The 26797-nt window shown below is 71.0% G+C and carries 23 protein-coding genes and 3 tRNA genes; 15 read left to right on the top strand and 11 right to left on the bottom strand.

Translation table 11 applies throughout. From position 1 onward, the window contains the following. Positions 1-45 precede the first annotated feature (45 nt). The 3 genes from F4553_RS30740 (at position 46) to F4553_RS30730 (ending at position 3505) form a co-directional block, all read left to right on the top strand. Entirely contained in the window at positions 46-1647 is a 1602-nt protein-coding gene (locus F4553_RS30740; protein WP_184842995.1) for an AMP-binding protein, read from the top strand. A 430-nt stretch (positions 1648-2077) separates the two neighbouring features. Then, positions 2078-3307: an ATP-grasp domain-containing protein gene (locus F4553_RS30735; protein ID WP_184842992.1), complete on the top strand. Its 1230-nt coding sequence runs from the start codon at positions 2078-2080 to the stop codon at positions 3305-3307. Positions 3308-3346: 39 nt separating this feature from the next. Further along, positions 3347-3505 carry a hypothetical protein gene (locus tag F4553_RS30730; protein ID WP_184842990.1) on the top strand — a complete coding sequence of 53 codons (159 nt, stop codon included), beginning with the start codon at positions 3347-3349 and terminating at the stop codon, positions 3503-3505. A 64-nt stretch (positions 3506-3569) separates the two neighbouring features. Here the strand turns inward: F4553_RS30730 and F4553_RS30725 are convergent, their stop codons facing one another. From F4553_RS30725 to F4553_RS30700, 6 genes are all read right to left on the bottom strand, one after another. Beyond that, the gene (locus tag F4553_RS30725) at positions 3570-4112 is read right to left on the bottom strand and encodes a GNAT family N-acetyltransferase (protein ID WP_184842987.1); all 543 of its coding nucleotides are present in this window, start codon (positions 4110-4112) and stop codon (positions 3570-3572) included. Positions 4113-4124: 12 nt separating this feature from the next. Next, positions 4125-4775, bottom strand: coding sequence for a hypothetical protein (locus tag F4553_RS30720; protein ID WP_184842984.1), 651 nt, complete (start codon positions 4773-4775; stop codon positions 4125-4127). A 2-nt stretch (positions 4776-4777) separates the two neighbouring features. Next, positions 4778-5089: a hypothetical protein gene (locus F4553_RS30715; protein ID WP_184842981.1), complete on the bottom strand. Its 312-nt coding sequence runs from the start codon at positions 5087-5089 to the stop codon at positions 4778-4780. A 62-nt stretch (positions 5090-5151) separates the two neighbouring features. Further along, on the bottom strand, positions 5152-5808 hold the full coding sequence (locus F4553_RS30710; RefSeq protein WP_312875451.1) for a GNAT family N-acetyltransferase: 657 nt from the start codon (positions 5806-5808) through the stop codon (positions 5152-5154). A gap of 122 nt (positions 5809-5930) precedes the next feature. Further along, positions 5931-7295, bottom strand: a complete 1365-nt coding sequence (locus tag F4553_RS30705; protein WP_184847128.1) for an exonuclease domain-containing protein — start codon at positions 7293-7295, stop codon at positions 5931-5933. A gap of 54 nt (positions 7296-7349) precedes the next feature. Beyond that, positions 7350-8882 (bottom strand): aldehyde dehydrogenase family protein, encoded by a 1533-nt coding sequence (locus tag F4553_RS30700; RefSeq protein ID WP_184842978.1) that lies wholly within the window; start codon positions 8880-8882, stop codon positions 7350-7352. Between the two features lie 109 nt (positions 8883-8991). On the opposite strand from F4553_RS30700, the gene ccmA reads away from it, so the two are divergent. Together ccmA and F4553_RS30690 are read left to right on the top strand one after the other, a co-directional pair. After that, positions 8992-9624, top strand: a complete 633-nt coding sequence (gene ccmA, locus F4553_RS30695; RefSeq protein ID WP_221470544.1) for a heme ABC exporter ATP-binding protein CcmA — start codon at positions 8992-8994, stop codon at positions 9622-9624. Then, positions 9621-11117: a DUF6297 family protein gene (locus tag F4553_RS30690; protein WP_184842975.1), complete on the top strand. Its 1497-nt coding sequence runs from the start codon at positions 9621-9623 to the stop codon at positions 11115-11117. Before ccmA ends, F4553_RS30690 begins: the two co-directional genes overlap by 4 nt. A 465-nt stretch (positions 11118-11582) precedes the next feature. On the opposite strand, the gene F4553_RS30685 is transcribed toward F4553_RS30690, so the two are convergent. Next, positions 11583-12695 carry a DUF2786 domain-containing protein gene (locus tag F4553_RS30685; protein ID WP_184842972.1) on the bottom strand — a complete coding sequence of 371 codons (1113 nt, stop codon included), beginning with the start codon at positions 12693-12695 and terminating at the stop codon, positions 11583-11585. Positions 12696-12760: 65 nt separating this feature from the next. Between F4553_RS30685 and F4553_RS30680 the strand changes: the two genes are divergently transcribed. Both F4553_RS30680 and F4553_RS30675 read left to right on the top strand, forming a co-directional pair. Then, positions 12761-13267: a GNAT family N-acetyltransferase gene (locus F4553_RS30680; RefSeq protein ID WP_246467774.1), complete on the top strand. Its 507-nt coding sequence runs from the start codon at positions 12761-12763 to the stop codon at positions 13265-13267. Between the two features lie 139 nt (positions 13268-13406). Continuing rightward, entirely contained in the window at positions 13407-14753 is a 1347-nt protein-coding gene (locus F4553_RS30675) for an FAD-dependent oxidoreductase (RefSeq protein WP_184842967.1), read from the top strand. Positions 14754-15047: 294 nt separating this feature from the next. On the opposite strand, the gene F4553_RS30670 is transcribed toward F4553_RS30675, so the two are convergent. After that, the gene (locus tag F4553_RS30670) at positions 15048-15380 is read right to left on the bottom strand and encodes a hypothetical protein (protein WP_184842964.1); all 333 of its coding nucleotides are present in this window, start codon (positions 15378-15380) and stop codon (positions 15048-15050) included. Between the two features lie 52 nt (positions 15381-15432). Next, positions 15433-16026 carry a TetR/AcrR family transcriptional regulator gene (locus F4553_RS30665; protein ID WP_184842961.1) on the bottom strand — a complete coding sequence of 198 codons (594 nt, stop codon included), beginning with the start codon at positions 16024-16026 and terminating at the stop codon, positions 15433-15435. 45 nt (positions 16027-16071) lie between these two features. Between F4553_RS30665 and F4553_RS30660 the strand changes: the two genes are divergently transcribed. Further along, positions 16072-17133 (top strand): CapA family protein, encoded by a 1062-nt coding sequence (locus tag F4553_RS30660; RefSeq protein WP_184842958.1) that lies wholly within the window; start codon positions 16072-16074, stop codon positions 17131-17133. Between the two features lie 118 nt (positions 17134-17251). Here the strand turns inward: F4553_RS30660 and F4553_RS30655 are convergent, their stop codons facing one another. Next, complete coding sequence (locus F4553_RS30655; RefSeq protein ID WP_184842955.1) at positions 17252-17440, bottom strand: hypothetical protein; 189 nt, start codon at positions 17438-17440, stop codon at positions 17252-17254. Positions 17441-17532: 92 nt separating this feature from the next. Here F4553_RS30655 and F4553_RS30650 point away from each other — a divergent pair, with 92 nt between their 5' ends. The 6 genes from F4553_RS30650 (at position 17533) to F4553_RS30625 (ending at position 22210) form a co-directional block, all read left to right on the top strand. Further along, positions 17533-18303, top strand: coding sequence for a hypothetical protein (locus F4553_RS30650; RefSeq protein ID WP_184842952.1), 771 nt, complete (start codon positions 17533-17535; stop codon positions 18301-18303). Positions 18304-18326: 23 nt separating this feature from the next. Continuing rightward, positions 18327-19457 carry a CapA family protein gene (locus F4553_RS30645; protein WP_184842950.1) on the top strand — a complete coding sequence of 377 codons (1131 nt, stop codon included), beginning with the start codon at positions 18327-18329 and terminating at the stop codon, positions 19455-19457. Positions 19458-19584: 127 nt separating this feature from the next. Continuing rightward, positions 19585-19656, top strand: a tRNA-Gly gene (locus tag F4553_RS30640). Positions 19657-19682: 26 nt separating this feature from the next. Beyond that, positions 19683-19753: transfer RNA gene (locus F4553_RS30635), tRNA-Cys, on the top strand. A 45-nt stretch (positions 19754-19798) separates the two neighbouring features. Continuing rightward, a tRNA-Val gene (locus F4553_RS30630) sits at positions 19799-19873 on the top strand. 465 nt (positions 19874-20338) lie between these two features. Further along, complete coding sequence (locus F4553_RS30625; RefSeq protein WP_221470543.1) at positions 20339-22210, top strand: hypothetical protein; 1872 nt, start codon at positions 20339-20341, stop codon at positions 22208-22210. A 61-nt stretch (positions 22211-22271) separates the two neighbouring features. On the opposite strand, the gene F4553_RS30620 is transcribed toward F4553_RS30625, so the two are convergent. Then, positions 22272-24512: a DUF8189 domain-containing protein gene (locus F4553_RS30620; protein WP_184842946.1), complete on the bottom strand. Its 2241-nt coding sequence runs from the start codon at positions 24510-24512 to the stop codon at positions 22272-22274. Positions 24513-24656: 144 nt separating this feature from the next. On the opposite strand from F4553_RS30620, the gene F4553_RS30615 reads away from it, so the two are divergent. After that, the gene (locus tag F4553_RS30615; protein WP_184842944.1) at positions 24657-26792 is read left to right on the top strand and encodes a S8 family serine peptidase; all 2136 of its coding nucleotides are present in this window, start codon (positions 24657-24659) and stop codon (positions 26790-26792) included. Positions 26793-26797 lie beyond the last annotated feature (5 nt).

Below are 26797 nucleotides of genomic sequence, written 5' to 3'. Positions count from 1 at the left end.
CAGCAGAATGCACGCTCGGGGCGAGACAATGAGAGGTGGCTCCACATGGACAACGAAGTCGCGCCGGCACCCAACTACGTGCGGCGAGTGCTGGAACTCTTCGACGGATTCGGCGACGCCGAGGCGATCGTCGCCGGTGAGCACCGCCTGACCTACGCGGACCTGCGAACCGGCGTGCTGACGGTGTCGGCACGGCTGCGCCAGCACGGCATCACGCCGGGGATGACCGTCGGCATCCTGGTGCAGAACCCGCCCGAGGCGGTGATGCTGCAGCTCGCCCTGCACCTGATGGGGTGCCGGTCGGCGTTCCTCGCCCCGAACGCACCGCGCAGATACCGCCTGGACTTCCTGCAGCTCGCGGGTGTCGAGGCGTTCATCTACGACGCGCGCACCCTGCCCAACATGGGCCGCATCATGAGCGAGGGCAACCCCGTCCCGATCGTGGCGTGCCTCGGCGAGGGCGGGCTCGGCCCGGACATCCTCGCGCCCTACCCGCCCGGCGCGCCCGAGCTGACGCCGATCGACCCGGCCGACGTGCCGATGGAGCCGGCCTCACTCTTCCAGACCGGCGGCACGACCGGGCAGCCCAAGCTCGTGCACCACGGCCAGATCTTCTTCCAGACGCTGCTCGCGCTCGCCGAGGGCTGGGTCGCGACCGGGCAGCACCGGCTGCGGCACCTCGCCGGTGCCGGATTCTGGCATGTGAGCGGCCAGAACGCCGGGATGATCACGCTCTTCTCCGGCGGCACCTTCGTGCTGGAGTTCACCTACAACGCCGAGACCGCGCTCGCCGCCATCGAGCGCGAGCAGATCACCAGTGTCTTCATGACGCCGCCGATCCTCTACGAGATCCTCGACAACCCCCGGCTGGACAGCGTCGACACCAGCAGCGTCGTCATGTGGTCGGTCGGCGGCAGCGCGATCGTGCCGTCGCGGATGGCCGAGGCGATCGACCGGATCGGACCGGTGATCCGGCCCGTCTACGGCATGAGCGAGCAGGCGTTCATCACCGCATACCCGGGGGCCTTCAAGGACCCGGAGCACCCCGAGCGGCTGCGGTCGTGCGGGTTCGCCTACGGCGACGCGAAGATCGAGGTACGCGACGACGACGGCAAGCTCTGCCCTACCGGCGTCATCGGCGAGGTGTGGGCGACGGGCGGCCTGACGATGCTGGGCTACTGGGGGCAGCCGGAGCTGACCGCGGAGACCCTCGTGGACGGCTGGGTGCGCACCGCCGACGTCGGGTACCTCGACGAGGACGGCTACCTCTTCCTCGTCGACCGCAAGAAGGACATCATCATCACCGGCAAGGGGTCCACCAACGTCTACTCCCGGCCGATCGAGGACCTGCTCGCCGGGCACCCGGACGTACGCGCGGCGGCCGTGGTCGGCGTACCGGACAGTGCCACGGGTGAGGCGGTCCACGCCTATGTCGTGGTCTCCCCCGACGCCGCGGTGACCGCCGTCGAGTTGCGGACCCTGGTGGTGGAGACCCTCAGCGATCTCTGGGCGCCGCGCGAGATCGAATTTATCGACAAGCTCCCATTGACCCAGGTTGGCAAGGTCGACAAGGTGGCCCTCCGGAACCGTTTCCTCGAGGACCGCGCGGGTCAACCAACGAACATCTCTCAAAGTCTCAATGATTAGACAGCTAAATATGGCCGTGCGTACATAACAGCAGCTCACAGCCTCGCGATTCATCGTTGGCCGTCAAAATACTGTCTTACTATGTGGTCGATGTCCGGCTAATCCTGACTGGATCTAATGATCGAAATAGTTGACACGACGGGATGCGACAGGCAACGTGTGCCTAGCGAGTTTGGCTCGAGCTGGAGGGAGGCGCACCATGGACTACGAGGAGATCGCGGCGGACAAGGCGTGAGCCTTGCTCACCAGTGGATCACGCGCTGAGGCCTTGAGCCCACCGCCTGGCATACCGATCGCGCTTCCTAGGAGCCACAGAATCGGCAGCCTCACCGCTGGTGAGTAGCCAATCCAAGAGATACCGGTGCCGGCAGCCCCTCGGGCGCCGGCACCGCCCTTTTGATCAATCAGCTTGCCCAGTCGAAGGCCGCACATGGACGACGCCCTGCCCCTGCTCGTCATCTACCGCACGGGGCCGAGAAAGTACCGCGAATACCTCCTGCGGTCCATCAGCTCCCGCTACCGCATCCACATGTTCGTGGGCGTCGAGCCGAGCTGGGAGAACGACTACATCAGCGGGCACACCCTGCTCGGCAAGAACCTCGACCCCGAGGTCGCCACCGCCGCCGCCCGCGACCTGCACGCCCGCGAGCCGATCAGCGGCATGATGTGCTGGGACGAGGCCCGGATCGCGCAGACCGCCTTCGCCACCGACGCCCTCGGCCTCCCCGGGCCCGGTGCCGCCGCGATCGGCCGCTGCCGCGACAAGCACCAGACCCGGGCAGCCCTCGCCGCAGCCGGTGTGCCGCAGCCCCGCTCCATCCGGGTCGACAGCCTCGACGAGGCCACCGCCGCCGCGGCCGAGATCGGCTACCCCGTCATCCTCAAGCCCAGCGACCTCGTCGCGAGCAAGGGCGTCGTCCGCGTCGATTCGCCGGCCGACCTTCCGGAGCACTTCGCCGCCACGCACGCCGTCGAGGGCGGCATCCCGGGCTACCAGGCCCGGGTGCTGGTCGAGGAGTACGTCCCGGGCGACGAGATCAGCGTCGACTCGGTGATCCACGGCGGCCGCGTCACGGTGCTCGTCCTGGCCCGCAAGGTGATCAGCGAACCGCCGTGGCGGATCGAGATGGGGCACTTCGTCGACGCCGACGACCCGCTCCGCACCGATCCCGCGCTCCTCGCGATCCTGCACGACACCCATGCCGCGATCGGCTTCGACGAGGGCGTCACGCATACCGAGATCAAACTCTCGCCGGACGGGCCCAAGGTGATCGAGGTCAACGGGCGCCTCGGCGGCGGGCTCATCCCCTATCTCGGGCTGCTCGCGACCGGGGTGGACACCGGGCTCGCCGCCGCCGACGCCGCCTGCGGGGTCGCGCCGTCCGTCGAGCCCGATCGGACCAGGTCCGCGGGGATCCGCTTCTTCGCGGTGAGCGAGCCTGCGACCGTGATCACCTCGATCGGCTTCGACGAAGCCCTGCTGCCGCCGACGATCGTCGAGGCGACCGTCTCCGCCACGGTCGGCGAGGTCCTGTCGCCGCCGACCTATGGCAACGTGTCGGGGCGTATCGCCTACGCCATCGCGGTCGCCGACACCCCGGCCGAGTGCCGCGCGGCCCTGGACCTCGCCGCGAAGGCGTTCCTCCTCAACGCGCCCTGACCGCTCGGCGCCACGACGCTCCCGCCGCTCGGTGGCGCGATGCCGTCGCCGCCTGGCGCCGCGATGCGGTCGCCGCCTGTCGCCGCGATGCCGTCGCGGCTCGGCGCCGCGGTGCCGTTGCGGCTCGGCGCCGCGGTGCTGTTGCCGCTCGCCGCGATGACGCCGCGTTTTGCAGCAAAGCGTGGCCTCGCAGCGTGAAATGGCCACGTTTTGCTGCAAAAACGCGGCGCACGATCAGCGACCCGGACCGCGCCGCGACGTGTCACCGGCTGCAGGGGACCCAGAAGCGGAGCTTGTCGCCGCGCTGGTCCTCCAGCACCCCGCCGTTGGCCTCGATCACCCGCCGCGAGGCGATGTTGGTGTCGTCGCAGGTCACCAGGGCCGGATCGATGCCCAGCTCCAGCGCGATCGGCAGCGCGGCCCGCAGCATCGCGGTGGCGTGGCCCCGCCGGCGGGCGGTGGGGCGCACGTCATAGCCGATGTGGCCGCCGACCTCCAGCAGGAACGGCGAGAGCCGGTGCCGGATGGCGAGCCGACCCAGGTATTCATCACCCTCGACCCACCACAGCGTGGTGCTGGGCACGAAGTGCTCCGGCCGGGGCGAGGACTCCAGGGCCTGATCGCGCAGGAACCGGGTGAAGATCTCGAACGCCGCCGGGTCGTGCCAGGTGTCGGCGAAGTCGCGCAGCTCGCTGCCGATCATCGTGCGATCGTCGGAGCCGCCGCGCCCCTCCGCCTGAAACTCCGCCATCGCGGCGAGGAAGGACTCCCGGCAGCGGGGGTCCGGACTGATCAAATGCGCCATGAGTTCAGCCTCTCACCGGACCAGCACCGCGAGCGGGTCGAAGGGGTCGTGTCCGCCGCGGAAGATCGCGAAATGTTCCCGCGCGTCGGCCTCGCGGACGGCCCGGACGGCGAGCTGGTCGAAGTGCTCGTATGCCTCCACACAGTCGCACGCACCGGCCACCGCCACCGCGCGCGCCCGCTCGAACGACACGGGATCCGGGAGATCGATGCTGTAGACCCCGCCGATGCCGGACAGGACCTCCGTCATCGCCCGGCGGCCCTGGTCGAGCACCGGATTGAGCCGGTCCACCGCCTCCGCGATCAGGTCCAGGTCCCACCGGAACGGCGCCGTCAGATCCCCGGCCGCCACCTTGTCGACGGCCGCGGTCAGTCGCCGGAGCGCGTGCACGGCAGCATCATGCGCGTCGCCCGAACCGGCTCGGCCGAGCACCACCGAGGCCTCGTTGAGGCAGGCCAGTGCGGCTTCGAGGTCTGCGCGGGCCGAGATCGCCAGCGCATGGCCGGGCTTGAGCTCGGCGACGGTGATCGGGCGGCAGCACACGACGGCCCGTGCCACCATGTCCGCGAGCGTGATGTAGCCGTCGGGCAGGGTCGTCGGGATCGCGAGCATGCGGTCACGAAGGTCGCGCAGCTCATCGACCCGGTAGCGGGGCACGATCATCGCTACACCCCCGCACCGGCGGCGTAGCGCAGCGCCCGGGCTGCCTGGTTGTCGGCCGCCACGGCCTGGTCAGCGGCCTCGCGCAGCCCGTTGGCGAGTTGCTCGGCCGCGATCTTCAAGGCGAAGGTCTCATCGGCGCAGCGGCGGCCGAGACGCGAGAGCGCACCGCCGACATCGGGACCGTCGGCCGCGTGCGGGTCGGCGGGGACCGCCACGCGGGAGAGCTTGTCACCGGCGGCGAGGAGGGCTTCGGCTGCGTCGTCGAGCAGCGCGGCGGTGCGCCTCAGCTCGGGCGGGTGGACCTCAGTGGACATATCCGCAGGCTAGCGACGAGTCGCCGTCGGCGCCATCGAGGCATCTCCTCCTGTGGATAACTTCATCGGGAAACACCCACGATGCGCCAGCCGCGGTCCGGGAATCCGGCTCGCAGCGCGGTGCGGTCGGAGGCCGCGTTCGCCGGATCGTGCAGGTAGGTCGGGATGGCACCCTGCGCCAGGATCCAGCGAGCGGCCTGCGCGACCAATCGCGAGGCGAGCCCTCGGCCCCGGTGCTGCTCGTCGGTGCCGACCGAGATCTCCAGCCCCTGTGGGTTGTGCCGCTTGATGCCCACCCCGGCAGCGTAGGCACCGTCGTGGAACGCGACCAGCACCTGCCCGCCGAAGGGGTGCAGCCAGTCCGGAAGCCGCGGATCGGTGGCACCGACCCACTCCCCCGCATCGTCGAGGTCGGCGGGCTCGACAGTCCACCGGAACACTCCCGACCAGACCGTGGCGTCCGGCCGCCCCACCGCCCCGGGCAGCAGCGCAGGCACCTCCGCCCAACCGGCGACGGCTGCCCGTACCCCGTCGGCACGCTCAGGCACCACCGACAGCACCCCGCCCTCGGGCGCGGCAATCCCGACAACGTCGAGCACCGTCCCGTCCCACCCAGGCCGGGTCCGCAGCTCGGAGCCGACGACAGTCAACCCCGAACCCCCACCCCACTCCCCCAGGTACGCCGAGAGAAACCCCACCAACCGCGCGTCCGTCTCCACCCGCCCACCCTATATTCGCGTTGATCAAGGGAAGACTCACCATGTCGGGTGCCCGATATGCGGCGAGTCTTCCCTTGATCAACGCGAATTAAGGGGGTGGGGTGCGGGGCGGGGGGCGGTGGCTAGCGGAGGGGGTCGGTGAAGATGACGCCGCCGGGGCTGACGTGGGGGGACCACTCGGTGCCGGTCCAGTAGCGGTAGGTGTTGCGGCCCGTGGGGTCGGGGTACCAGCCGGCGGGGGCCACCGGGGCGGGGAGGCGGTCGTGCTCGATGGTCTGCGTGGTCGCCGTACCCAGGAAGCCCTCCAGCTGCGCCAGCTCGACCACCTGGGTGCCCAGCTCGGCTGCGCGCCTCGCCTTGGGGAGGACCTCGTCGCCGGGGGCGACCACCACCGCGGCCAGCGTACGGGTGACGTTCGTCGCCACCTGGTAGCCGGCCTCGATGAGGCGCCGCCGGGACTGCTGCGGCACCTGAGGGCTGACCCAGACCCGGGGACCCGTCGGCGCGGTGACCGCGTCGGGGGTGAGGTCGGCGAAGTAGCCCGGTGCGTCGAGGCTCGCCGCGATCACGGTGAGCTGCTGCTGCTCGTCGGCGGAGAGGGCGCCCCCGCGCAGGGCGGCGTCGCGCAGCCCGTCGAGGAAGCGTCGGTGCAGCTCGGTGACCTGCGCCGCGCCCATCCCGGCCCGGCCTGCGAGACGGCCCAGGCGGCGGGTCTTGTCGCCGGTGAGCCGGCCGTCGGAGAGGGCCTCGGCGAGGTAGTCGAGGTACGGCTGGGCGCCGACGGGGTCGTGGTCGTCCATGGAGATCGGCAGCTTGGTGAGCAGCGACCGGATCCAGCCGGTCTCACCCCGGCGCAGGTTGGTGACCCGGGTCCGGGGACCGACGATGCGCTGCAGTCGCGGCAGCGGTGCCGGCGCCACCGGGTAGCGCAGGTCCGGCGCGAGCTGCAGCAGCTTCGGCAGCAGCAGGGCGGTGGCGCGGACGTCGCCGAGGGCCGTGTGCGCGTCGGTCAGCTCGATCCCGGCGATCTCGCAGCAGGTGGCGAGCTTGTAGTTGGGCGAGGCGAGCACGGACCTGGCCACCCGCAGCGTGTCGAGGGCGGGGATCGGCTCCATCCGTACGCCGATGCGCTCGAACGCCGCCCGCAGGAACCCCTCCTCGAACGGCGCGTGGTGCGCCACGACGATGCCGCCCTCGAGCCTCGCCAGGATCTCCCCGGCGATGTCGCGGAACATCGGCGCCCCGGTGACCATGTCCTGGCTGATGTGGTGCAGGAACGTGGGACCGGGGTCACGGCCGGGGTCGATGAGGGTCATCCACTCGTCGACCACCCGGCCGTCCTCCACCCGGGCCATCGCGATCTCGACGATCCTGTCCTCGTCCGGGGAGAGGCCGGTCGTCTCCAGGTCGATCACGACGTAGGGAGTGCTGGTCAGCTCGTGGCCGGGACCGGCGAGCTCGGCGTACCCGAAAAGGCCTCGTTCCATGGTGGAACATTCTCCGGTGCCCGAGCCGTCCCGGCCAATCGGCTCACCGTGGGGTCAGAGGCGGAACCCGAGATCGGCTTCGACGACGGCGACCTCCATCTGCGCCTTCTGCAACCGGCCGGAGTAGTCCCAGTTGACCGCCTGCCAGCGGGTGAACTGGTCCAGCACCCACATCCCCGACTGGCGGCTGCCGTTGCCGGATTTGCCGTTGCCGCCGAAGGGCAGGTGCGCCTCGGCGCCGGAGGTCGAGTTGTTGACGCTCACCATGCCCGCGCCGATGCCCCGGCGGAACGCGAAAACGGTCCGCGGATCGCTGGTGTAGATCGCGCTCGACAGCCCGTAGCCAGGTGCGTTCGCGAGCTCGATCGCCTCGTCCAACGTGGAGTAGGTGGTCACGCCGACGATCGGCCCGAACGTCTCGTTGTCGAAGATCGCATCGCCCGGCCGGACCCCGTCCACGATCACCGGGTGATAGAAGAGGCCGGTCGCCGGGTCGCCGACGAAGCCGGGCCGCGGGTTCTCGGCGGTGATCCGCCCGACCGGTCCGTGCACACGGTGACCTGCGCCGATCCACCCCAGATAGGTCTCGTAACCGGCGGCGAACCTCTCGTCCAGCAACGGTCCATAGAGCACGTCGGCGGTCGGGTCGCCCACCGCCGCCGCGCTCACCGCAGCTGTGTAGCGGCTCAGGAACTCCCCGTGCACCGATTCGTGGACGATCACCGTGCCGAGCGAGGTGCAGCGCTGGCCCGCCGTACCGAACCCGGCGAAGAGCGCACCCTCGACCGCGAGGTCCAGGTCGGCGTCGGGCGCGACCACCATCGGGTTCTTGCCGCCGAGCTCCAGGCAGGGCGTCTGCAGGTGGCGCCCGCAGAGCGCGCCGATCTCCCGGCCGATCTCGGTCGAGCCGGTGAACCCGACCTTGCCGATCAGCCCCTCCCCCAGCGCCGACTCCAGTCCCGCGAAGGTCTCGGGCCCGTCCGCGTGCACCAGGTTGAGCACGCCGTCGGGCAGGCCACCCCGCACGAAGAGCTGGAACATCGCGTCGGCGCACGCCGCCGCGTAGAGCGCCGGCTTCCAGACCACGGCATTGCCGCAGAGCAGGGCAGGAACCAAATACCAGCTGGGTACGGCGACCGGGAAGTTGCCCGCCGTGATGATCATCGAGGGGCCGATCGGCTCCCGGAAGGTGAACAGCTGCTTGTCGGGCATCTCCGACGGCACCGTCTGACCGTAGAGGCGCCGCCCCTCGCCGAGGAAGAACCGGCACGTGTCGACGATCTCCTGCACCTCACCGCGCGACTCGGCGATCGGCTTGCCGACCTCCCGGGTCACGAGCTGCGCCAGCGCTTCAGCGTTCGCCTCGACGAGGGCGCTGATGTTGGCGATCACCTGCCCGCGTACCGGCGCGGGCACGTCGGCCCACGCTCGCTGCGCGGCTCTCGCCGCCCGGGCCGCCGCGACGACGGTGGCCGCATCGCCGAGCGCCACCTCGGCGACGAGATCGCCCTGGTCGGCGGGGTTGCGGCTGGGAACGGTGGGACCGGCCGGATCGGCGGCACGGCCATTGATGATCGAACGAAGCATGCGTGCATCATGCCCGCCAAAGCACCAACTCTTGAAGAGTTGCGTCTTCTGGGTCGGCCCCAATCTCCGCAACTCTTCAAGAGTTGGTGTTATCGCTATCGTGGGCGGCATGGTGGTCGCGATCCGGGAACTCTCCGTCGAACTCGGCGGCCACCTCGTACTCAAGGACGTGCACCTCGACGTCACGGCGGGCGAGATTCTGGCGCTCGTCGGCGTCAACGGCGCGGGCAAGTCCACCCTGCTGCGCTGCCTCGCCGGGCTGCTTCGGCCCACGTCCGGGCAGGTCACGGTGCTGGGATCGGCACCCGACGGCGCGCCCGCATTCTGGCGGGACGTGGCTTTCGTCGCCGAGGAGCCCTCGTGGTACCCGGGGCTCACCGTGCGGGAACACCTCGAACTCGTCGGCATCACGCACGGGGTCCGCGACCGTGCGCGGATCGACGCGGTGGTCGACGAATTCGGGCTCCGCGAGCGGGCCGAGGCCTCGCCGATCACCCTCTCGTCCGGGCAGCGGCGCCGGGTCATGCTCGCCGCGGCACTGCTCCGGCCGAGCCGGTTGCTGCTGCTCGACGAGCCCGAACAGGCCCTGGACAGCGAGTTCCGGTCACGGCTCGGGGGGCGGCTCTCGGCGTACGCCGATGGGGGTGGCTCTGTGGTTCTCGCCGCGCACGACGCGGCGTTCGTGCGGAGCTGCTCGGCACGGCAGGCGGTCGTCGCGGACGGGCAGGTCGACTGCGAGTGAGCGCCACCTCGGCCGCGCGGGCGCTGATCCGCTCGCACCAGGCGCATCGATCGTGGTCGGACCGCTACCTCGCGCTCTTCGGCAGCGGGATCGTCATCGCGCTGGTCGCGGTACCGGTGCTCGCCGTGATCAACCGGCTGGAACGCGTCGGGCCGCAGGCGGATCCGACCCTCATCGTCATCGCCGTCGCGCTGGTGGTGCTCGGGTTCGCGGCGTTGCTGAGCCTGGCCCGGCTGGTCGGCCCGGTCGTGGTACGCCCCGCCGACGCCGCATGGCTGGTGCCGTCGCCGCTGCCGCGACGTGCCGTGCTCGCGCCGAGCGTGTCGTTGGTGCTGCTCATCGCGGCCCTCGTCGGCTCCGCTCTCGGCATCGTCGGGCTCGCGGCGCTCGGCGCACCGGACGCCGTCGCAGCCCGTGCCGGAATGGCCGCCGGCATCGGTGCGGCCGTGGCGGTGGCGCTCGTCTGCATCGCACTGCTCGCACAACCCCGTGACTCCCCCTGGCTGCGCGTCATCGCCGCCTGCGCAACGGTCGCCGCGCTCGGCGTGGCGGCGATCGCCGCCGGACGGCCCGCGATCGGCCGGCCGGATGCGGTCGTCGACCTGCCCCTGATCTCGCCGGACGCCGTGCTTGTCGTGCTCGGCGGCACCGTCGTGATCGCGTTCGCGCTGGTCCTGACCTCGTGGCGGGCGCTCACTACCTTCCCGGCCCGGTGTGTGGTCGACGCAGCCGGGCGGTGGGGGTCGGCGACCGACGCCATGCTCGGGCTGGAACCGGCGTTCGTCGCCCGGGCGGCCGAGGACCGCTACTGGTCGGGTCGACGGCTGCGGTCGCGCCGGTGGCCCCGGCTGCCGCCGGCCCTGGCGATCGCGTGGGCGGACTGGCGGATGCTCGGCCGGCGACCGGGGCGGCTCGCCGTACTGCTGCCCAGCGCCGCCCTGCCCGCCCTGCTCGCGATGGTGCTCGGGCGGCACATCGCGGTGTTGCTGCTGCTCGGTGCGGGGACGCTCGCCGTGGCCGCCTGCGGTACGGCAGGGCTGCGACGAGACACCGGCGACACCGGGCTGCGGCGGATGATCGGACACTCCGGATGGCGGGTGGGCTCGGCGCGCTTGCTGCTGCCCGGGCTGCTGGGCGGGGCCTGGCTCGCGGTGGCGCTGGCGCTCGCCGACGGGGCGGGCGGGTTGCCGGATCGGCCGTGGTGGGCGTTCGGGCCGGTGGCGGCGCCCGTGATCGCGGTCGCGGCGGTACGCATGGCGCAGCGCGGGATGATCGACCACGCGTCCACGCCGATCGTGATGCCGATGACCGGGTCGTTCATTCCGGCCGGGTGGCTGGTCTGGATGCTCTCGGGCCTGGACGTCGCGGTGCTGGGCTGCCTGCCGCTGCTGCTGGCGCTGGCGGGCGCTCCTGCGGGGCTCGGTCCCTACCTCGTCGCGCAGGCATTGCTGAGCGCGCTGGTCACCGCAGCGTCGCTGCGATGGTCCACTTAGGATGCGAGCGCCCCATGGCGGTGTCGCGACACGGCGGCACCGCCATGTGGCGGCACCGCTACACGGCGGCACCGCTACACCGCTACACAGCGGTGTCGCTGCACGGCGGCGCTAACATCCGCCGCCAAGGGCAGCCGGAATGCTCACCACACGCCGACGGCGTGTCTGCTACACGGCAGCCGCCTAGGCACGCGGCGCCGCCGCTGGCGCCTCACTCTCCTTAGCACCAACTCTTGAAGAGTTGGTGCTAAGGAGACACCTACCGCGAGCGTCCGGGGCAGCCTGGAAGGCATGATCGCGCTCTTTCCCGGAAGCTGGCCCCTCCGCCTGGCTTGGAGGGGCCAGCTTCCGGGAAAGAGCGCGATCTTGGCGCGGAGCGCCACCCCCGCTTGGCGTTGCGCCCACCTCCGGACGCGTTGAGTGCACCCCCGACGCGTAGCGCGCACCCGGCGCAGGACGCAGGCGTTACCAGGAACGCGGGTCGGCCGCGACCGGCTGGCGGACTCCCAGCGACGCCAGGTCCGCCGCCGCCACCCCCGACGCCCAGCCCGCGCGGTTGGTGATCTTCACCTCGCGGGTCACCAGCTGCGGGAACATCTCCGCTGTCGCCTCGCGGACCTCATCGCCCCGAGCTGCCAGCACCGGCAGCAGATCGGCGCTCGACTGCGCGGCAGCAGCCCGGCTGGCCGCGTCGGCCGCGTCGGCGAGCCGCTGGCCGATCCGCCCCGCGTACGCCGTCAGGAACGCCCGCCGGAACGACTTGGAGCGGGCCTCCTTGCGGAACCCGGCCCGCATCATCGCCGTGGTCGCCTGCACCCGCAGCGACGTGTAGAGCAGCTCGACGGCGTCCAGGTCCGGCGCGAACCCGAGGACCGTGACGAACCCCAGCTCCCGGGACCACACCGCCGTGCACCGGTTGGCCCCGGCGACCTGGTTGAGCAGCAGCGCCTTCGCGCCCTCATAGGGGTTGTCGATGCCGACCCGGCGCCCGGACGGGATCTCCCGCGAGCCGGACTCGACCGAGAGCCACGCGTAGTCGATGCTGTAGCGCGCCATCAGCTCCTGCGCCTTCGCCGTGTAGGCCTCGGCCTCGTCGGGGAAGCTCGTCGACTCGGCCTTGGCGAGCAGCGCTCGCAGCTTGTCGAGTTTGCGCTGGTCGACGGCGCGCCGTTCGAGCCGGTCGTCACCGAGCGAGCCGCGGCGGGCCGCGCCGGGCAGGGCGCAGAGCCGGGGCAGCTTGGGCAGCTGCAGGAGCACGCTGTTGAGCTCGGTCGCGACACCGAGCGCCGTCGGCACGCTGATCCCCTCGCGGTCGCTCCACTCGTCGAGCCAGGTCTCGTCGGACCGCCACCACACCGTCGCCTCGGCCTCGCTGAGCTGGCGCTCCCAGCGCTCCTCGACGGTCGCGGCCGGGTAGCGCCGGATCTCCGCGGCGAGGACGTCGACCAGCATCGACACGGCATGGCCGTCACACTGCCTGCCGGTGAAGCGGATCAGATCGGCCGGCATCCAGCCGCGGTCCCAGGCCCGCGAAAGCTGCTGCTGCAGCCGCTCAAACGTCATCTCGTGCTCGCCCACCCGGCAAGGTTACGGTGTATGCCGGACAACCTCATCCGCTCGTCCACATACGCGGGGTGCTGACCATGATCATCCGGCCTGCGCAGGCAGCCGAATTCGCTCGCGTGGCCGACCTGCACCTGGCGAGCCGAGCGCACACCTACAGCGCGATGCTGCCGCCCGGGGCGTTCGACGGAGTCGATCCGGTCGCCCATCGGGCCAGGTTGCGCGAGCGCCTCGCCGCCGAAGCCGAAACACACCTTTTGTCAGTCGCCCTGGACGGTCCGGAGATTGTCGGGTTTACGTATGTCGGGCCGGCCGACGAGCCGCTCGCACGGGAGCTGCACCAAATTCACGTTGCACCGTCGCGCAAGGGCACCGGGGTCGGAAAAGCCCTGATGAGAGCCGCTCTCGACGGGTTCCGCAGCGGTGGTGCCGAGCGCGCCTACCTCTGGGTGATCGAGGGCAACGACAGGGCGATCACCTTCTATGAACGGGGCGGCTGGACGCCCGAGGGCACCGTGCGTGAGCAGCCAATGGGGAACGCTCCCACTCGCCAGCTCCGCTACGAGATCGATCTCCGCCGGGGCTGAATCCGGCCGCAACCGGATTTCGCCGAGCGTACCCGTGACGCGACGCACAGTGTCATCGTCACGACGCTGTATTCGTTTCCAATCGAGAGGCATAGCTCTCTACGGTGTGCTTACCCCACTCAAGGAAACGAGAAATGCTATGTCTGCCAACGGAAAAGCCGGGCACGCGGTAGTGCTCGGCGCCAGCATCGGAGGCCTACTCGCGGCCCGGGTGCTGAGCGAGTCGTTCGCGAAGGTCACCATCTTCGACCGCGACGAGCTGCCCACCACCGGCCTGGACCGTAAGGGCGTCCCGCAGGGCGAGCACTCGCACGGCCTGCTCGCCCGTGGCCGCCAGGTGCTCGAGGAGCTCTTCGACGGGTTCGCCGACGACCTCGCCGCGCTGGGCGCGCTCGCCATCGACATCCAGAACGACTGCGTCTGGATCAACGATGGCCACCGGATCCCCCGGGTCGCCTCGGATCTGCGCGGGCTGTGCGTGAGCCGCCCGACGCTGGAGGGCTACATCCGCACCCGGGTCACCGCGCTGCCCAACGTCGAGATCGCGCCCCGGCACGAGGCCCTCGGCCTGCTCACCTCCGACGACAGGTCGGCCGTCACGGGCGTACGCGTCATGACCGTCGGCACCACCGAGGAGCGCGAGGTCGCCGCGGAGCTGGTCGTCGACGCGACCGGGCGTGGCAACCGCGGCCCGACGTGGCTCGCCGAGATCGGCTACGACAAGCCGGCCGAGGTGCTCGTCAACCCGGGCACGGTCTACATGTCGCGCGACTACAAGCGGGTCGACGGCGACGCCGACTTCGCAGCCGCGATCATGAGCCCGTCCCCCGAGTCCCCGCGCGGCGGCGTGATGATCGCCGCCGACGGCGACCGCTGGATGGTCACCCTGATCGGTGTCAACGGCGTGGTTCCGCCGTCGGACCCCGAGGGCTTCCTCGAGTTCACCCGGACCCTGCACGGCACCGAGATCTACGACGTGCTCAGCAAGGCCGAGCCGCTCTGCGAGCCGAAGAAGATGCGCCTGCCGACCAGCGTGCGCCGCCGCTACGAGGACGCCGTGCGCCTGCCCGACGGCTTCATCGCCTTCGCCGACGCGATCTGCAGCTTCAACCCGGCCTACGGCCAGGGCATGACCGTGGCCGCCGCCGAGGCGATCGTGCTGCGTGACGCGCTCGCCAAGGGCCGCGAGGGCATGCCGAAGCGGTTCTTCGCCGAGGCCGCCAAGGTCATCGACGTGCCCTGGGACATCGCGGTCGGCGCCGACCTGCGCTACCCGAACGTGCAGGGCGAGCGCACTGGCAAGGTCAAGTTCCTCAACAACTACGTCGGCAAGCTGCACATCGCCGCTGAGAAGCACGCCGTCGTCGGTCACCGGTTCCTGAGCGTCGCCAACCTGATGGCACCGCCCACGGACCTCTTCGCCCCGGGGATCGTCACCCGGGTGCTGTGGTCGGGTCGCCGCAAAAAGGCCGACCAGACCGCGTGAGGAGACAGCAAGGTCCGCGCACGTCGCACGCGATCCGTCGCGGCGTGCGCGGGCACTGCGCCCCACGGACAGCGCCGCGGCGCACCCCCCGCCCCGCGCCGCGGCGCCCCCATCCACACCACCGGCCCTGAACTTTAATGCTGGACACGCCGCCAAAGCCGTCACAAAAGTCAGGATCGATTCGACGTCGCTAGTTGATCCTGACTTTTGTTGCTGATTTCTCGGCGTGTCCAGCATTAAAATTCAGGGGATGTGGCGCCCGCGAGCAAAGCCCGCGAGCGCAGCGCGGGCGGGTCAGTCGCCCAGGAAGTGGAGCTCCAGCCCGTCCTGCTGGAGGCCCCTGTCGGTGAGTTCCTCCAGGCGCTGGATGAAGCCCAGCTCGTCCGCGCCCGTCGTCAGTCCTCGCAGCTCAGCCAGCTCCCCGAGCAGTCCCGGGAAGTCCGCCGCCACGACGATCATGTCGGAGTACGGGTACGCCCGGTCCAGGATCGGGGTCTTGCCACCACCCTGTGCCCGCATCAGCAGGTGTGCGAAGACGGCCGCGCCGTCACCCACCTCGGCCACGAGTTCTTCCTCGCCGGAGTCCCGGAGGCGCAGCGATCTGCGGAGCTGTACGTCGATTCCCACGAGCGCACACCCTATCGAAACGACGGCCGCGCACCGGTACGCCGCACGGTGATCACAGTCGGTCGAGGCCGACCTCACGCGCGACGGTCAGCGCGATCCACTCGGCGGCCTGCGCCCGGGACGCGACCTTGGCGTGCACGGTCATCTGCACGGCGAGCCCGTCGATGAGAGCGGTGATCCGCCAGGCGGCTCCGGCCGGATCGTCGCAGGTGAAGGAGGCGTCGCTCACCCCGGCCGAGATGACCTCGGTGAGCGACTCCTTCCACTTCAGGTCCAGCTTGCGGGAGAGCTTCTCGAACTCCGGCGAACGCAGCGCCTGCGACCAGCCGTCGATCCAGATCGCCCAGGATTTGGAGCGGCCGACGGGGGCGTACAACTTGATGATCTTCTTGAGCTTTTCGTGCGGTGTGGCGGGCGCCTTGACGACGGCGTCGAGCCGGGCCAGGTCCTGCTCGGCGGCGTAGGCGAAGGCCTGCGCGAGCAGCGCCTCCTTGCTGGCGAAGTGGTAGAAGACGAGTGCCTGGCTCACCCCGGCGGCCGCGGCCACGTCGGCGGTCCGCGTGTTGGCCAGCCCGCGCTCCACGATCACATCGATGGCGGTGCGCAGCAGCGCGTCCAGGCGGACTTCGGCGGTTCGTCTCGTCACGCGCCTCACCGTAACCGACGCGTGGCACTCGGGGTTGGCACCGGCGTGCGCGCTCTTCGACTCCTCGGCCTGCTCCTCCTCACGCTGACCGGCTGCACCGCGCCGCCGCCGCCCGCCGCCCCGCCCCCGCCGGTGGTCCCGGCGTCCTCTCCGCCCGCCCGTTCGGCGACCATTCGACCGGTGACGATCGCCTTCGCGGGGGACGTGCACTTCACAGAGCGCACGCTGCCGCTGCTCGACGATCCGGAGAGCGCGTTCGGCCCGATCGCCACCGTGCTCGCCGCGGCCGACCTGACGGTGGTCAACCTGGAGTCCGCCGTCACCACCAGGGGCGTCCCCGAGCCGAAGACCTTCCACTTCCGCGCTCCGGCCAGCGCATACACGGCGCTGAAGGCCGCCGGGGTCGACATCGCGTCGGTCGCCAACAACCACGCCCTCGACTACGGCCGGGTCGGTCTCGCCGACACGCTCGCCCTCGCCGACCGCGCGCGGTTCCCCGTCGTCGGTGCCGGCCGCGACGCCGCCACGGCCTTCACCCCCAAGATCACAACCGTCGGGGGTACGCGGATAGCCCTGCTCGGCGTCAGCCAGGTCGCCGAGCTCTGGCGGTCCTGGCGTGCGACTGCGGCACAGCCGGGGATCGCGATGGCCCGTGACACCGCCTGGGCCACCGAGGCGGTCCGGGCGGCTCGGAAGGTGGCCGACGTGGTGGTCGTCTACGTCCACTGGGCCTCCCCCGAGGGCCAGGTCTGCCCCACCACGGAGATGCGCGACCTGGCAACGGCCCTGTCGAGGGCGGGGGCCGACGCCGTGGTCGGCACGCACGGCCACATCCTGCTCGGCGGCGGGTGGCTCGGCCGTACCTACGTCCATTACGGCCTGGGCAACTTCCTCTGGTGGCGCGACGATGCGGCCAGCAACGACACCGGCGTCCTGCAGCTGACCCTGACGGCCGGGAGGATCACCGGAGCCGACCTGATCCCCGCCGTGATCAACCGCCGCACCGGCCAGCCCGTCGTCGCGCGCGGCACCGCCGCCGCCCGCATCACCGCCGACGAACCCCGCCTGCGCGCCTGCGCCAAGCTCGCCGCGGCCCCGCCCCCCTAGTCACGTTTTGCAGCACAGCGTGGCCTCGGCGCGCGAAATGACCACGCTGTGCTGCAAAACGTGACCGGGGACCAGCCAAGATCGCCGCAACTCTTGAAGAGTTGGTGTTATTTCTTCGTCAGGGGCGCTTGCGCAGGCCCTTGCTGACGGCGAAGAGGCCGACCACCGCGGTGATCGGGCCGATGACCGCCCACATCTTCTGACCGTTCATGCCGCCGGACTGACCCAGCAGATCCAGCCCCTGCAGCGTCCAGACGACACCCGAGAGCACGAGCAACGCACCGATGACCAGCCACACCCAACGCATCCGCGTCTCCTGACTCGCATTGTCACCCCGCAGCGCGGGGCCCTATCGTGTCACGGATACGCGCCAGTAGGAATGTGCGACGGGAGGCTGCCATGCGTGTTCGAGCACTCGTCGTCATGCTCGCCCTGGCCGTGGCCGGCTGCTCGGACCCCGGCACTCCGAAGATCGAGATCGTCGAGCCGAGCCCCGTCGTCGACGACCCGGCCGCCCGGGCGGCCCTGGCGCACTCGCTCGACTTCATCGCCACGACGAGCTTCGAGACATACCTCAACATGGGTCCGCAGGTCGACGCCGCGGGCTTCATGGACGCGCCGCACCGGGTCGCCCAGCTCGCGACCGTGGTGAAGAACGGCGACAAGGCCACCACGGTCCGGATCCGGCTCATCGGCGACTCGACGTACTACAAGCTCGACGGCATGACCGTCCCGGACGTCGGGGACAGATGGGTGCTGCTGGAGCGGGCGAAGACCCCGGTCGGATCGGTGATGAGCTTCGATCCGCTGCGCAACGATCCCTCGGGCGGGGCCCGGGTGCTCCACGCCGTGACCGCCGCCGAACGGGACGGGGACGGCTTCCGGGGCACCGTCGACATGACGAGGATCGGCAAGGGCAGCGGGATCGCGCTGCGGCCCGAGCAGCTCGGCGCGCTGAAGGACGGTGGCACGGCGGTGCCGTTCGAGGCGAGCCTCGACGCGCAGGGGCGGCTGGTCCAGTTGCGGCTCACGCTCGTGGCCGGGGAGGACTTCCTGCCGGTGCAGGTGCGCTACTCCGCGTTCGGGACCGCGGGTGCGGTGGCGAAACCCGCCGACGCCGATGTCATCGTGGCACCGGCGAGCTTCTACCCACTGCTCGGCGCGGGCTGAGACCGGGGCTGCGCGGGGGCGGCTTGCGGCGTACCGTCGCCGGGGTGATGGCCCGCCGACGGGCGCGACTCGCGGTCGCCGCCCTGACCACCGCGCTGCTCAGCGCCGCCTGCACCTCGACCTCCCCGCCCGCCGTGCCCGAACCGGTCTGGTCCGCGGCACCGTCGCCCAGCCTGTCGGCGCCCGCACCCACCCCGGCGCCGAGCCAGGCCGGGGCCGAGACGCTCACCCTCGCCTTCGGCGGCGACGTGCACTTCACCGGGCGCACCGCGCGGCTGCTGCGCGACCCCGGGACCGTCTTCGGTGCCTTCGCCGCTCCGCTGCGCGCGGCCGATGTCGCCGTCGTCAACCTCGAGACCGCTGTCACGACGCGCGGCACCCCGGAGCCCAAGGAGTTCCACTTCCGCACTCCCGCCAGTGCCTTCACGGCGCTCACGGCGGCCGGAATCGACATCGCCTCGCTCGGCAACAACCACGCGCTCGACTACGGCCGGGTGGGGCTCGCCGACAGCCTCGCCGCCGCCCGCAGCGCCGGGGTGCCGGTGATCGGCGCGGGCGCGACAGCGGACGAGGCCTATGCCGCGCACGTCGTCACCGTGCGCGGGGTGCGGGTAGCCGTGCTCGCCATGTCGCAGATCCACACCCTCGCCGAGGCCTGGGCGCCGACCGCCACCCGGTCCGGGGTCGCGATGTCCCACGACCGCGGTCGTGCCGTCCAGGCCGTCAAGGACGCCCGCGCGCAGGCCGACGTGGTCGTCGTCTTCATGCACTGGGGCGTCGAGAGCAGCAACTGCCCCAAGGCCGAGATGACCTCGCTCGCGAAGGCGCTCGCGGCGGCGGGCGCAAACATCATCACGGGTACGCACGCGCACGTCCCGCTCGCCGGCGGCATGATCGGCAACACCTATGTGCACTACGGCGCCGGCAACTTCGTCTGGTATGTCGGCAGCTCAGACACCCTGCTGCTGACCTTGACCGTCTCCGCCGTGCCCGGCGGAGGTCCGGATCACACCCGGGTCGTGAAGGCCGACGTGCTACCCGGGGTGATCAGCTCAACCGGGCAGCCGAAGCTCGTCACCGGCTCCGCCGCGAGCGCGGTGAAGGCTCGACTCGCCGGGGCGCAGCGCTGCTCGGGGCTGAAGCCGGGGCCGTGAGCTGGGGTTTCGTGCCTTCTGGGCGATTGGCGACGCGCCCGGGCGTAACCCGATTGGCATCGCGGGGCTCGACCAGCTAAAGTTCTGATCCGTCAGGGGTGAGGCTTTCGGGACAAACCCCAGGCATGCGGATGTGGCGCAGTGGTAGCGCATCACCTTGCCAAGGTGAGGGTCGCGAGTTCGAATCTCGTCATCCGCTCGGAACTCCCGCAAGGGAGGACTCACGGTGGAGTGGCCGAGAGGCGAGGCAACGGCCTGCAAAGCCGTGTACACGGGTTCAAATCCCGTCTCCACCTCTCGTCAGGGAGACCTGTCGGGTTGTGTAAGGTTACGAATAGCACGGGCGATTGGCGCAGCGGGAGCGCGCTTCCTTGACACGGAAGAGGTCACTGGTTCGATCCCAGTATCGCCCACCAGCTCAGGGCTCATGTTCAATCGATGAACATGAGCCCTTTCTATGTGTGCGACTAAGCGGGTGACGTGATGATGGGGTGCCGTCGTCACACGTGCAGGCACAGCGAGGGCTGGTTTCCTTTCAGAGCAAACCCGTCCCACGGTTCCCCTCTGGAAGGATCCGGCGTGCGCGACGGTACCTGCCCAGGGTTACCGGGAGTTTCGCACCGGCGGCAACTCCAGCCCTTACGCGACGGACGCCACGGAGTGCTAGGTCACGCGCTGTTCAATGCGTGCTCGTAGCGCTGTGAAACGGGCTCCGAGATCTTGAATGGTTTCCGTCGCTGTAGCGACGGAAACCATTCAAGATCTCCAAGTCGCGGACGACCGACCCAGCCGAGAACTCAAGTCAGGAGCCGTCCGCGTCGGGTGATCGACAGGATGGTGCATGAGCGACCAGGTTTCCCGCAGTGTGGTGTCATGACTGCTTGCCCCCCGTCAGCCCGGCGGTCTGGATGATCACGGTGCTCGGTAGCGGAACGGAAGTGCTCCTCCACGACGCCGCGCGCGCCCTGCACGTCGAGGGCGACCTGCGTACCAGTCGGTTGCTCTTCGATCAAGCCTTCCAGCAGGCCGAACGCACCGGCGACGGCCCGTCAATGGCGCGGGCCGCAGTGGGGCTCGGCGGTCTCTGGGTCCACGAGCACCGCACGACCGCCGGAGCGGCCGAGGTCTGCGAGCGCCTACGCCGATCACTGCCCCTGGTCGCCTCGGATCCCGTGCTCACGATGCAGGTCCGCGCCCGCCTCGCCGGCGAGGCCGACTACCGCACCGGACGCTGCGACGAGGTGCTCGCCATCGTCGAGGAGGCCCGGCACCTGGCCGATCCGCCGACCCTGGCCGCCGCGCTGAGCATGGCCCACCACTGTGTCCTCGGGCCGGAGCACGCCGCCCTGCGCACCGCGCTCGCCGAGGAGATGATCGAGACAGCCACTCGGGCCGGGCTGCCGAACGACCTGCTGGTGGCGCTGCTGTGGCGCACCGTGGACGGGTTCCTCGACGGCGATCCGCACTCCGAACGAAGGCTGGTCGAGCTGCGTGCGGCGGCGGGCAACCGGGATCATCTCGCGGTCGGCTACGTCGTCCGTGCGATGGAGGTGATGCTGCACACCCGGGCCGGGCGGTTCGCCGAGGCGGAGACGCTCGCGGCCGAGTGCGCGGCCCACGGGCACGCGGCCGGGGACGCCGACGCCACCGGCTGGCACGGTGGTCAGCTGGTCGCGCTGCGCTGGTTCCAGGGGCGCCCGGACGAGCTGGTCGGGTCGCTGCGGGAGCTCGCGCATTCGCCGACGCTGAGCGCGGTGGACAACTCGTTCTTCGCCGCGCTCGCCGTGGCCGCCGCGAGCGCCGGGGAGTTCCGCGAGGCCACCGGGGCACTGGCCCGGCTCGGCGGCGCCGAGCTCGCCGGGCTGGCCCGGTCGAGCAGCTGGCTGGCGACGATGTACGGCGTGGTCGAAGCCGCGAACCTGCTGGCCGATCGGGAGACCGCCGCGCGTGCCTATCGGCTGCTGCTCCCCTACGCCCACCTGCCGATGATCGCGAGCCTCGCCGTGACCTGTTTCGGCTCGACCGAGCACGCCCTCGGCGTCGCGGCGCTGACCGTCGGCGACCCGGTCACGGCCTGCGGTCACCTGCACGCGGCGGTCGCGGCCAACCAGCGGCTCGGGCACTGGCCGGCGGCGACGCTGTCCCGGCTGCGGCTGGGCGAGGCGCTCGCCGCCCTCGGGGATCCGCGCGGCGAGGCGGAGACGGCGACGGCTCGGCGGGACGCGGCGGCGCTCGGCATGCGGTTGCCCGGACCGGCCGCCGACGCCGACCGGGTCCGGTGCCTGCGTGTCGGCCGCCACTGGCGGATCGAACGCGGCGACCGGTCCGCGGTGGTCGACAACAGCGTCGGCATGGCGCACCTCGCGGTCCTGCTCGCCAACCCCGGGCAGGAGATCAGCGCGCTCGATCTGGCGGCCGGGCTCGCCTCCGGGCTGGGTGCGCTGGTCGGTCCCGCCCAGCCGGTGCTGGACGAGCTCGCCATCGCCGACTACCGCAGTCGGCTCACCGGACTCGCCGACGAGCACACCGCCGATGCCGTCGTCGAGAGCGAGTGGCTGCGGGCGGAGCTGGCGGCGGCGACCGGCCTGCACGGCCGGGTCCGCGCCTTCACCGGTGATCCGGAACGGGCCAGGATCGCGGTGGGCAAGGCCATCCGGCGGGCGGTCGCGCGGGTGGCCGAGTTCGAACCCGAGCTCGGCGCGCACCTGCAGGCCACCGTCCACACCGGCTCCCGGTGCAGCTACCGGCCGTGAAACCCCCCAACCCTCGGTGGGTACGCGGACGCGCGGGTCCGCGTACCCACCGAGGGTTTGATCAGGGCCGCAGCTGACCGTCGAGCTGGACCCACGACGTGTAGGTGCCCGCGTTCGCCGAGGTCTGCGTGCTCTGCCAGATGTTGCCGAGGTTGTCGACCCCGACCAGGCCGATCCGGCCGTTGGCGTTGGTCTCGGCGGTGACCCGCGACAGGGTCTTCGGGACGATCGTGGACCACGTGCTGCCCCACGTGCCGACCGATGGCTGCGTCCGGTGCCAGAGGCTGCCACCGGCGTCGACGGCGACGAGTTCGAGGGTGCCGTTGGCGTTGCGGGCGGCGGCGATCGAGGCGACCCCGAACCCGCCGATCTTGGTGAACGACGACCAGTTGTTGTCGTTCGCGGTGAGCTGGGTGGCCCGCCAGACCTGCCCGGCGTCGTCGACCCCGAGGAGTTCGATCCGGCCGTCGGCGTAGTTGACCGCGCTGATGGAGCGCAGCTTCCCGGCGAAGGTGAGCGGCGTCCAGGCCGACCACAGCCGCGAACCGGGCCCGAGCTGGGCGCGTTGGAACACCTGGCCCTGCTGGTTGGTGGTGAAGATCTGCAGCCGGTTGCTCAGGTTGTGCGCCATGACGACCCGGCCGAGCGGGACCGCGCCGGCCGGCGGGCTCAGCTTCGACCAGATCGAGAACGTGTTGGAGTTGGCCGTCATCTCCTCGCGCAGCCACAGCTCGCCGGTCGGGGTCACGCCGAGCAGTGCCAGCCGCCCGTCGCCGTTGGGTTCGGCGCCGACGGAGAGCCAGCCCTTGCTCACCGACTGGCTCCAGCTGGACCAGGTGCTGCTGCTCGGCGCGGCCTGCTCGCGGTGGAACATCGAGCCGGTCCTGTTGACGCCGAAGAGCTCCAGCCTGCCGTCGGAGCGCGGGGCGAGGCTCGCCGACTCCCCCACCGTGAAGAAGCCGGGCGGGCCGGTGAAGAGCAGCCGGTTGGGCGTGTTGGCGGTCAGGCCGGTGACGACGTTGGGGGTGGACCGGTTCTGCACCAGTTCGTCGCGGATGTCGGCCGGTGAGGCGCCCTCGAACTCCGGCTTCCCGGCGAAGAGCGCGGCGGCACCGGCGACGTAGGCGGCCGAGGCGCCGCTGGTGCTGACGGTGATCGTCCCGGCCGGGTCGTCGGTGGTGATGCCGCCGCCGGGGGCGAACATCGTCACGCAGGGACCGAAGTTGGAGGTGCCGAGCCGCGCATCGGTGCTGGTGGTGGCACCGACATAGACGGTGTCCGGTGCCGCGCCGGTCGCGTTGGCGCAGGTGTCCTGGCCGGAGTCGCCCGCCATGCCGAAGACCGCGATGCCCGCCTGGAACGTGCTCTCCTGCGCGTTGACGATGATCTCGGCGACATCGGGTGCGCAGGGGACGGGCTGGCCGTTCTGCGGGTTGACGCAGTAGTCCAGCAGCGGGAAGACGATCACGGCCGGCAGCACGGCGTTGCCGATCACCCAGTCGATGCCGTTGACGACCGCCGTGGTCGAGGTGAGGGCGCTGCAGTCGGAGATGCGTACGCTGACCATCCCCACCTTCTTCGCCACGCCGTGCTGGGTGCCGCCGACGATGCCCGCCAATCGCGTACCGGAACCGTGGCAGTCGCTCGTGCTCGGTCGGCCGTCGTTGACGAAGTTGCCGCCGCCGACGGCCCGCCCGCCGAAGTCCGGGTGCGAGACGGCGATCCCGCTGGCGAGGATGTAGGCGCTGACGCCCTGACCGGCCGAGTCGTCGAAGCTGTAGTTGTTGTCCAGCGGCAGCGCGTGCTGGTCGATCCGGTCCAACGCCCACGGCGCCGGTGTCTGGGTCAGCCCCACCGGACCCTCCACCGCCGGCATCGGCGAGATGGCGAGCCGCTGGTCCTGCTGGACGTACTCGACCTCGGCGTCGACCGACAGCTTCACCGCGTCGGCGCGGGCCAGGGCGATGGTGAAGCCCGGCGCGGTGTGCTTCCAGACCTGGCCGAGGGCGCCGTGATAGGTGTCGCTGAGCCGGCGGGCCCGGGAATCGAGGTCCTCCTTGCTCTTCTTGAGCTTGACCAGGTAGCTGCCCGCGATCGCCGCGCTGGACCGCTCGCCCCGGATGCCCGGCTTGGGCGCGGCGGTGGTCGCCGCGAGCGGCAGCACAGCCGATCGGCCGGCCGCCGGCAGCGGGTCCGGTGGCCCGGCCGAGGCCGCGAGGGTCACCGTCGAGCTGACGAGCACCGCCGCGACGACGGCCACCACACCGCTCACCGTCGAAGCGCGACGCGGGGCTGTGAACATGGGCAAACCTCTTCCTGGGCACACGGGTCCTTCACCCCATAGCCGTTCCATTCCGTTCCAGCGACTGGAACGGAATGGAACGCCTGCTGTTCGACGGGACATGAACGGCGCATCGCCGCCGTATCCACATCGGAGGACCAGCGCGTGTTCAACGCATCGATCACCGGCCGAAAAGCGGCGGCGGCCGCACTGGCGGTGGCAACATTCACCGCAGGCGTCGTCGGGTCGACACCGGCTGCATACTCGGCCCCGGTCGGGGACATCGTCGGCGCCGCAACGGGCATCGCCATCCCGGGGCGCTACATCGTGGTGCTGAAGAACACCAAGGGCGCCGACGACGTCCCCACCAGGGCGAAAACCCTCAGCGACCGGTACGCCGGGAAGCTCGACTCCGTCTACGAGAAGACCCTGTCCGGCTTCTCGGTGGCGATGAGGGAGTCCTCGGCGAAGCGGTTGGCCGCCGACCCCGAGGTGGACTACGTCGAGCAGGACCAGGTGGTGCACCTCACCGACACGCAGGAGAACCCGCCGTCGCCCGGCCTGGACCGCATCGACCAGCGTGCCCTGCCCCTGGACACCACGTTCAGCTACGAGAGCGACCCCTCGCCGGTCACCGTATACGTCCTGGACAGCGGGGTACGCACGACGCACACCGACTTCGGCGGCCGCGCCGTCAACGGCTGGGACTTCGTCGACGGCGACGCGATCGCCAACGACTGCAACGGCCACGGCACCCACGTCGCGGGCACCATCGGCGGCACCGCCTACGGCGTCGCCAAGAAGGTGAAGCTGGTCGCCGTCCGCGCCTTCGACTGCTCCGGTGTCTCCACCGCCTCCAGCGTGCAGAACGCGGTGGAGTGGATCACCTCGCACGCGGTCAAGCCCGCCATCGCGAACCTGAGCATCGGCATGAGCTGCGTCGACGGCAGCGGGATGCCCACACCCTGCCCCGCCGACTCCGGCAAGGCCGTCAAGACCGCGATCACGAACTCGATCGCGGCCGGGATCAGCTACGTCCTGTCCGCCGGCAACGAGAACATCAACGCGTGCGGCAGCCCGTTCAACCTGGTCGTCGGCACCGTCGTCACCGGCGCGGCCAACGCCAACGACGCCAAGCGGCCCACCTCCAACTGGGGTTCCTGCGTCGACATCTGGGCACCCGGTGACGGCATCGTCTCGGCCGGCAATGCCGGCGACACGGCGAGCGCGACCATGGGCGGCACCTCCATGGCGGCACCGCACGTCACCGGCGCCCTGGCGCTGATCCTGGCCCGGCCGGGCTGGTCGACGAAGACACCGGCGGAGGTGAAGGCGCAGCTGCTGTCGGAGAGCACCCCCAACGTGGTCACGGGCCTGGACGCCGGATCGCCGAACAAGCTGGTCCACACGCCACCGCCACCGGTCGCGGGCGGGTCGTCGGTCGCCTTCGCCCGGCACGCCGACGGCCGGCTGAACCTCTTCGGGGTCAACCGGGCCGGCACGCTGTTCTTCCGCACCCAGACGGCGCCCAACGCCGACACCTACACGGCCTGGACATCGTCGGTCGACCCGAGCTGGTACTCGGTCTGCGCCGACACCGACTCCTCGTCGCGCATCAAACTGGTCGGGCTGCGGCGCAACCAGCAGGTGTGGCACCGCAACCAGGCGGTCGCCAACACCAACACGTGGACCATCTGGCAGCAGTTCGACGGCCTGCTCACGTCCTGCGCGGTCGCCTCCACCGGGACGACGCTGGAGGTCTTCGGCACCAACGCGCAGGGCCAGGTGTGGCGGCGCTCCGAGGTCAGCCCCGGCGGCGCCTTCACGCCGTGGACGCTGCTGGCCGGCGTACCGCCCCTGCGGGGGATCGCCGCCGAACGCAACGGCAACGGCAAGGTGGAGCTGTTCGGGCTGGCGCGGACCGGTGAGATCTGGCACTGCTGGAACACCGCCGCCAACTGCCCGGCCGGTTCCTGGGTGCAGCTCGACGGCCTGCTCACCACGATCGCGGTCTCCTGGAACAGCCCGACGGGCCTGTCGGTGTTCGGCGTCAACGCCGCCGGTCAGCTCTTCCGCCGCGACGCGCTCGCCGGGGTCAACACCTGGGCGGCCTGGGCGCCGCTCGACTCGCCGACCACGGGCGGCCCGCTGCGCTCGGTCGCCGCGGAGGGCAACCTCGACGGCCGGATCAGCCTCGTCGCGGTCAACACCGCCGGGCAGATCTGGACCCGCAAGCAGACCGCGCCGACCGCCTCCACCTACGGCCCGTGGGTTCAGCTCGACGGCCTGCTGCGGCCGTGACCATG

Origin of the sequence: Allocatelliglobosispora scoriae (assembly GCF_014204945.1) — a bacterium.
Lineage (GTDB): Bacteria > Actinomycetota > Actinomycetes > Mycobacteriales > Micromonosporaceae > Allocatelliglobosispora > Allocatelliglobosispora scoriae.
Note: the sequence above shows the minus strand (reverse complement) of the source record. Positions and strands in the feature narration are given on the sequence as shown.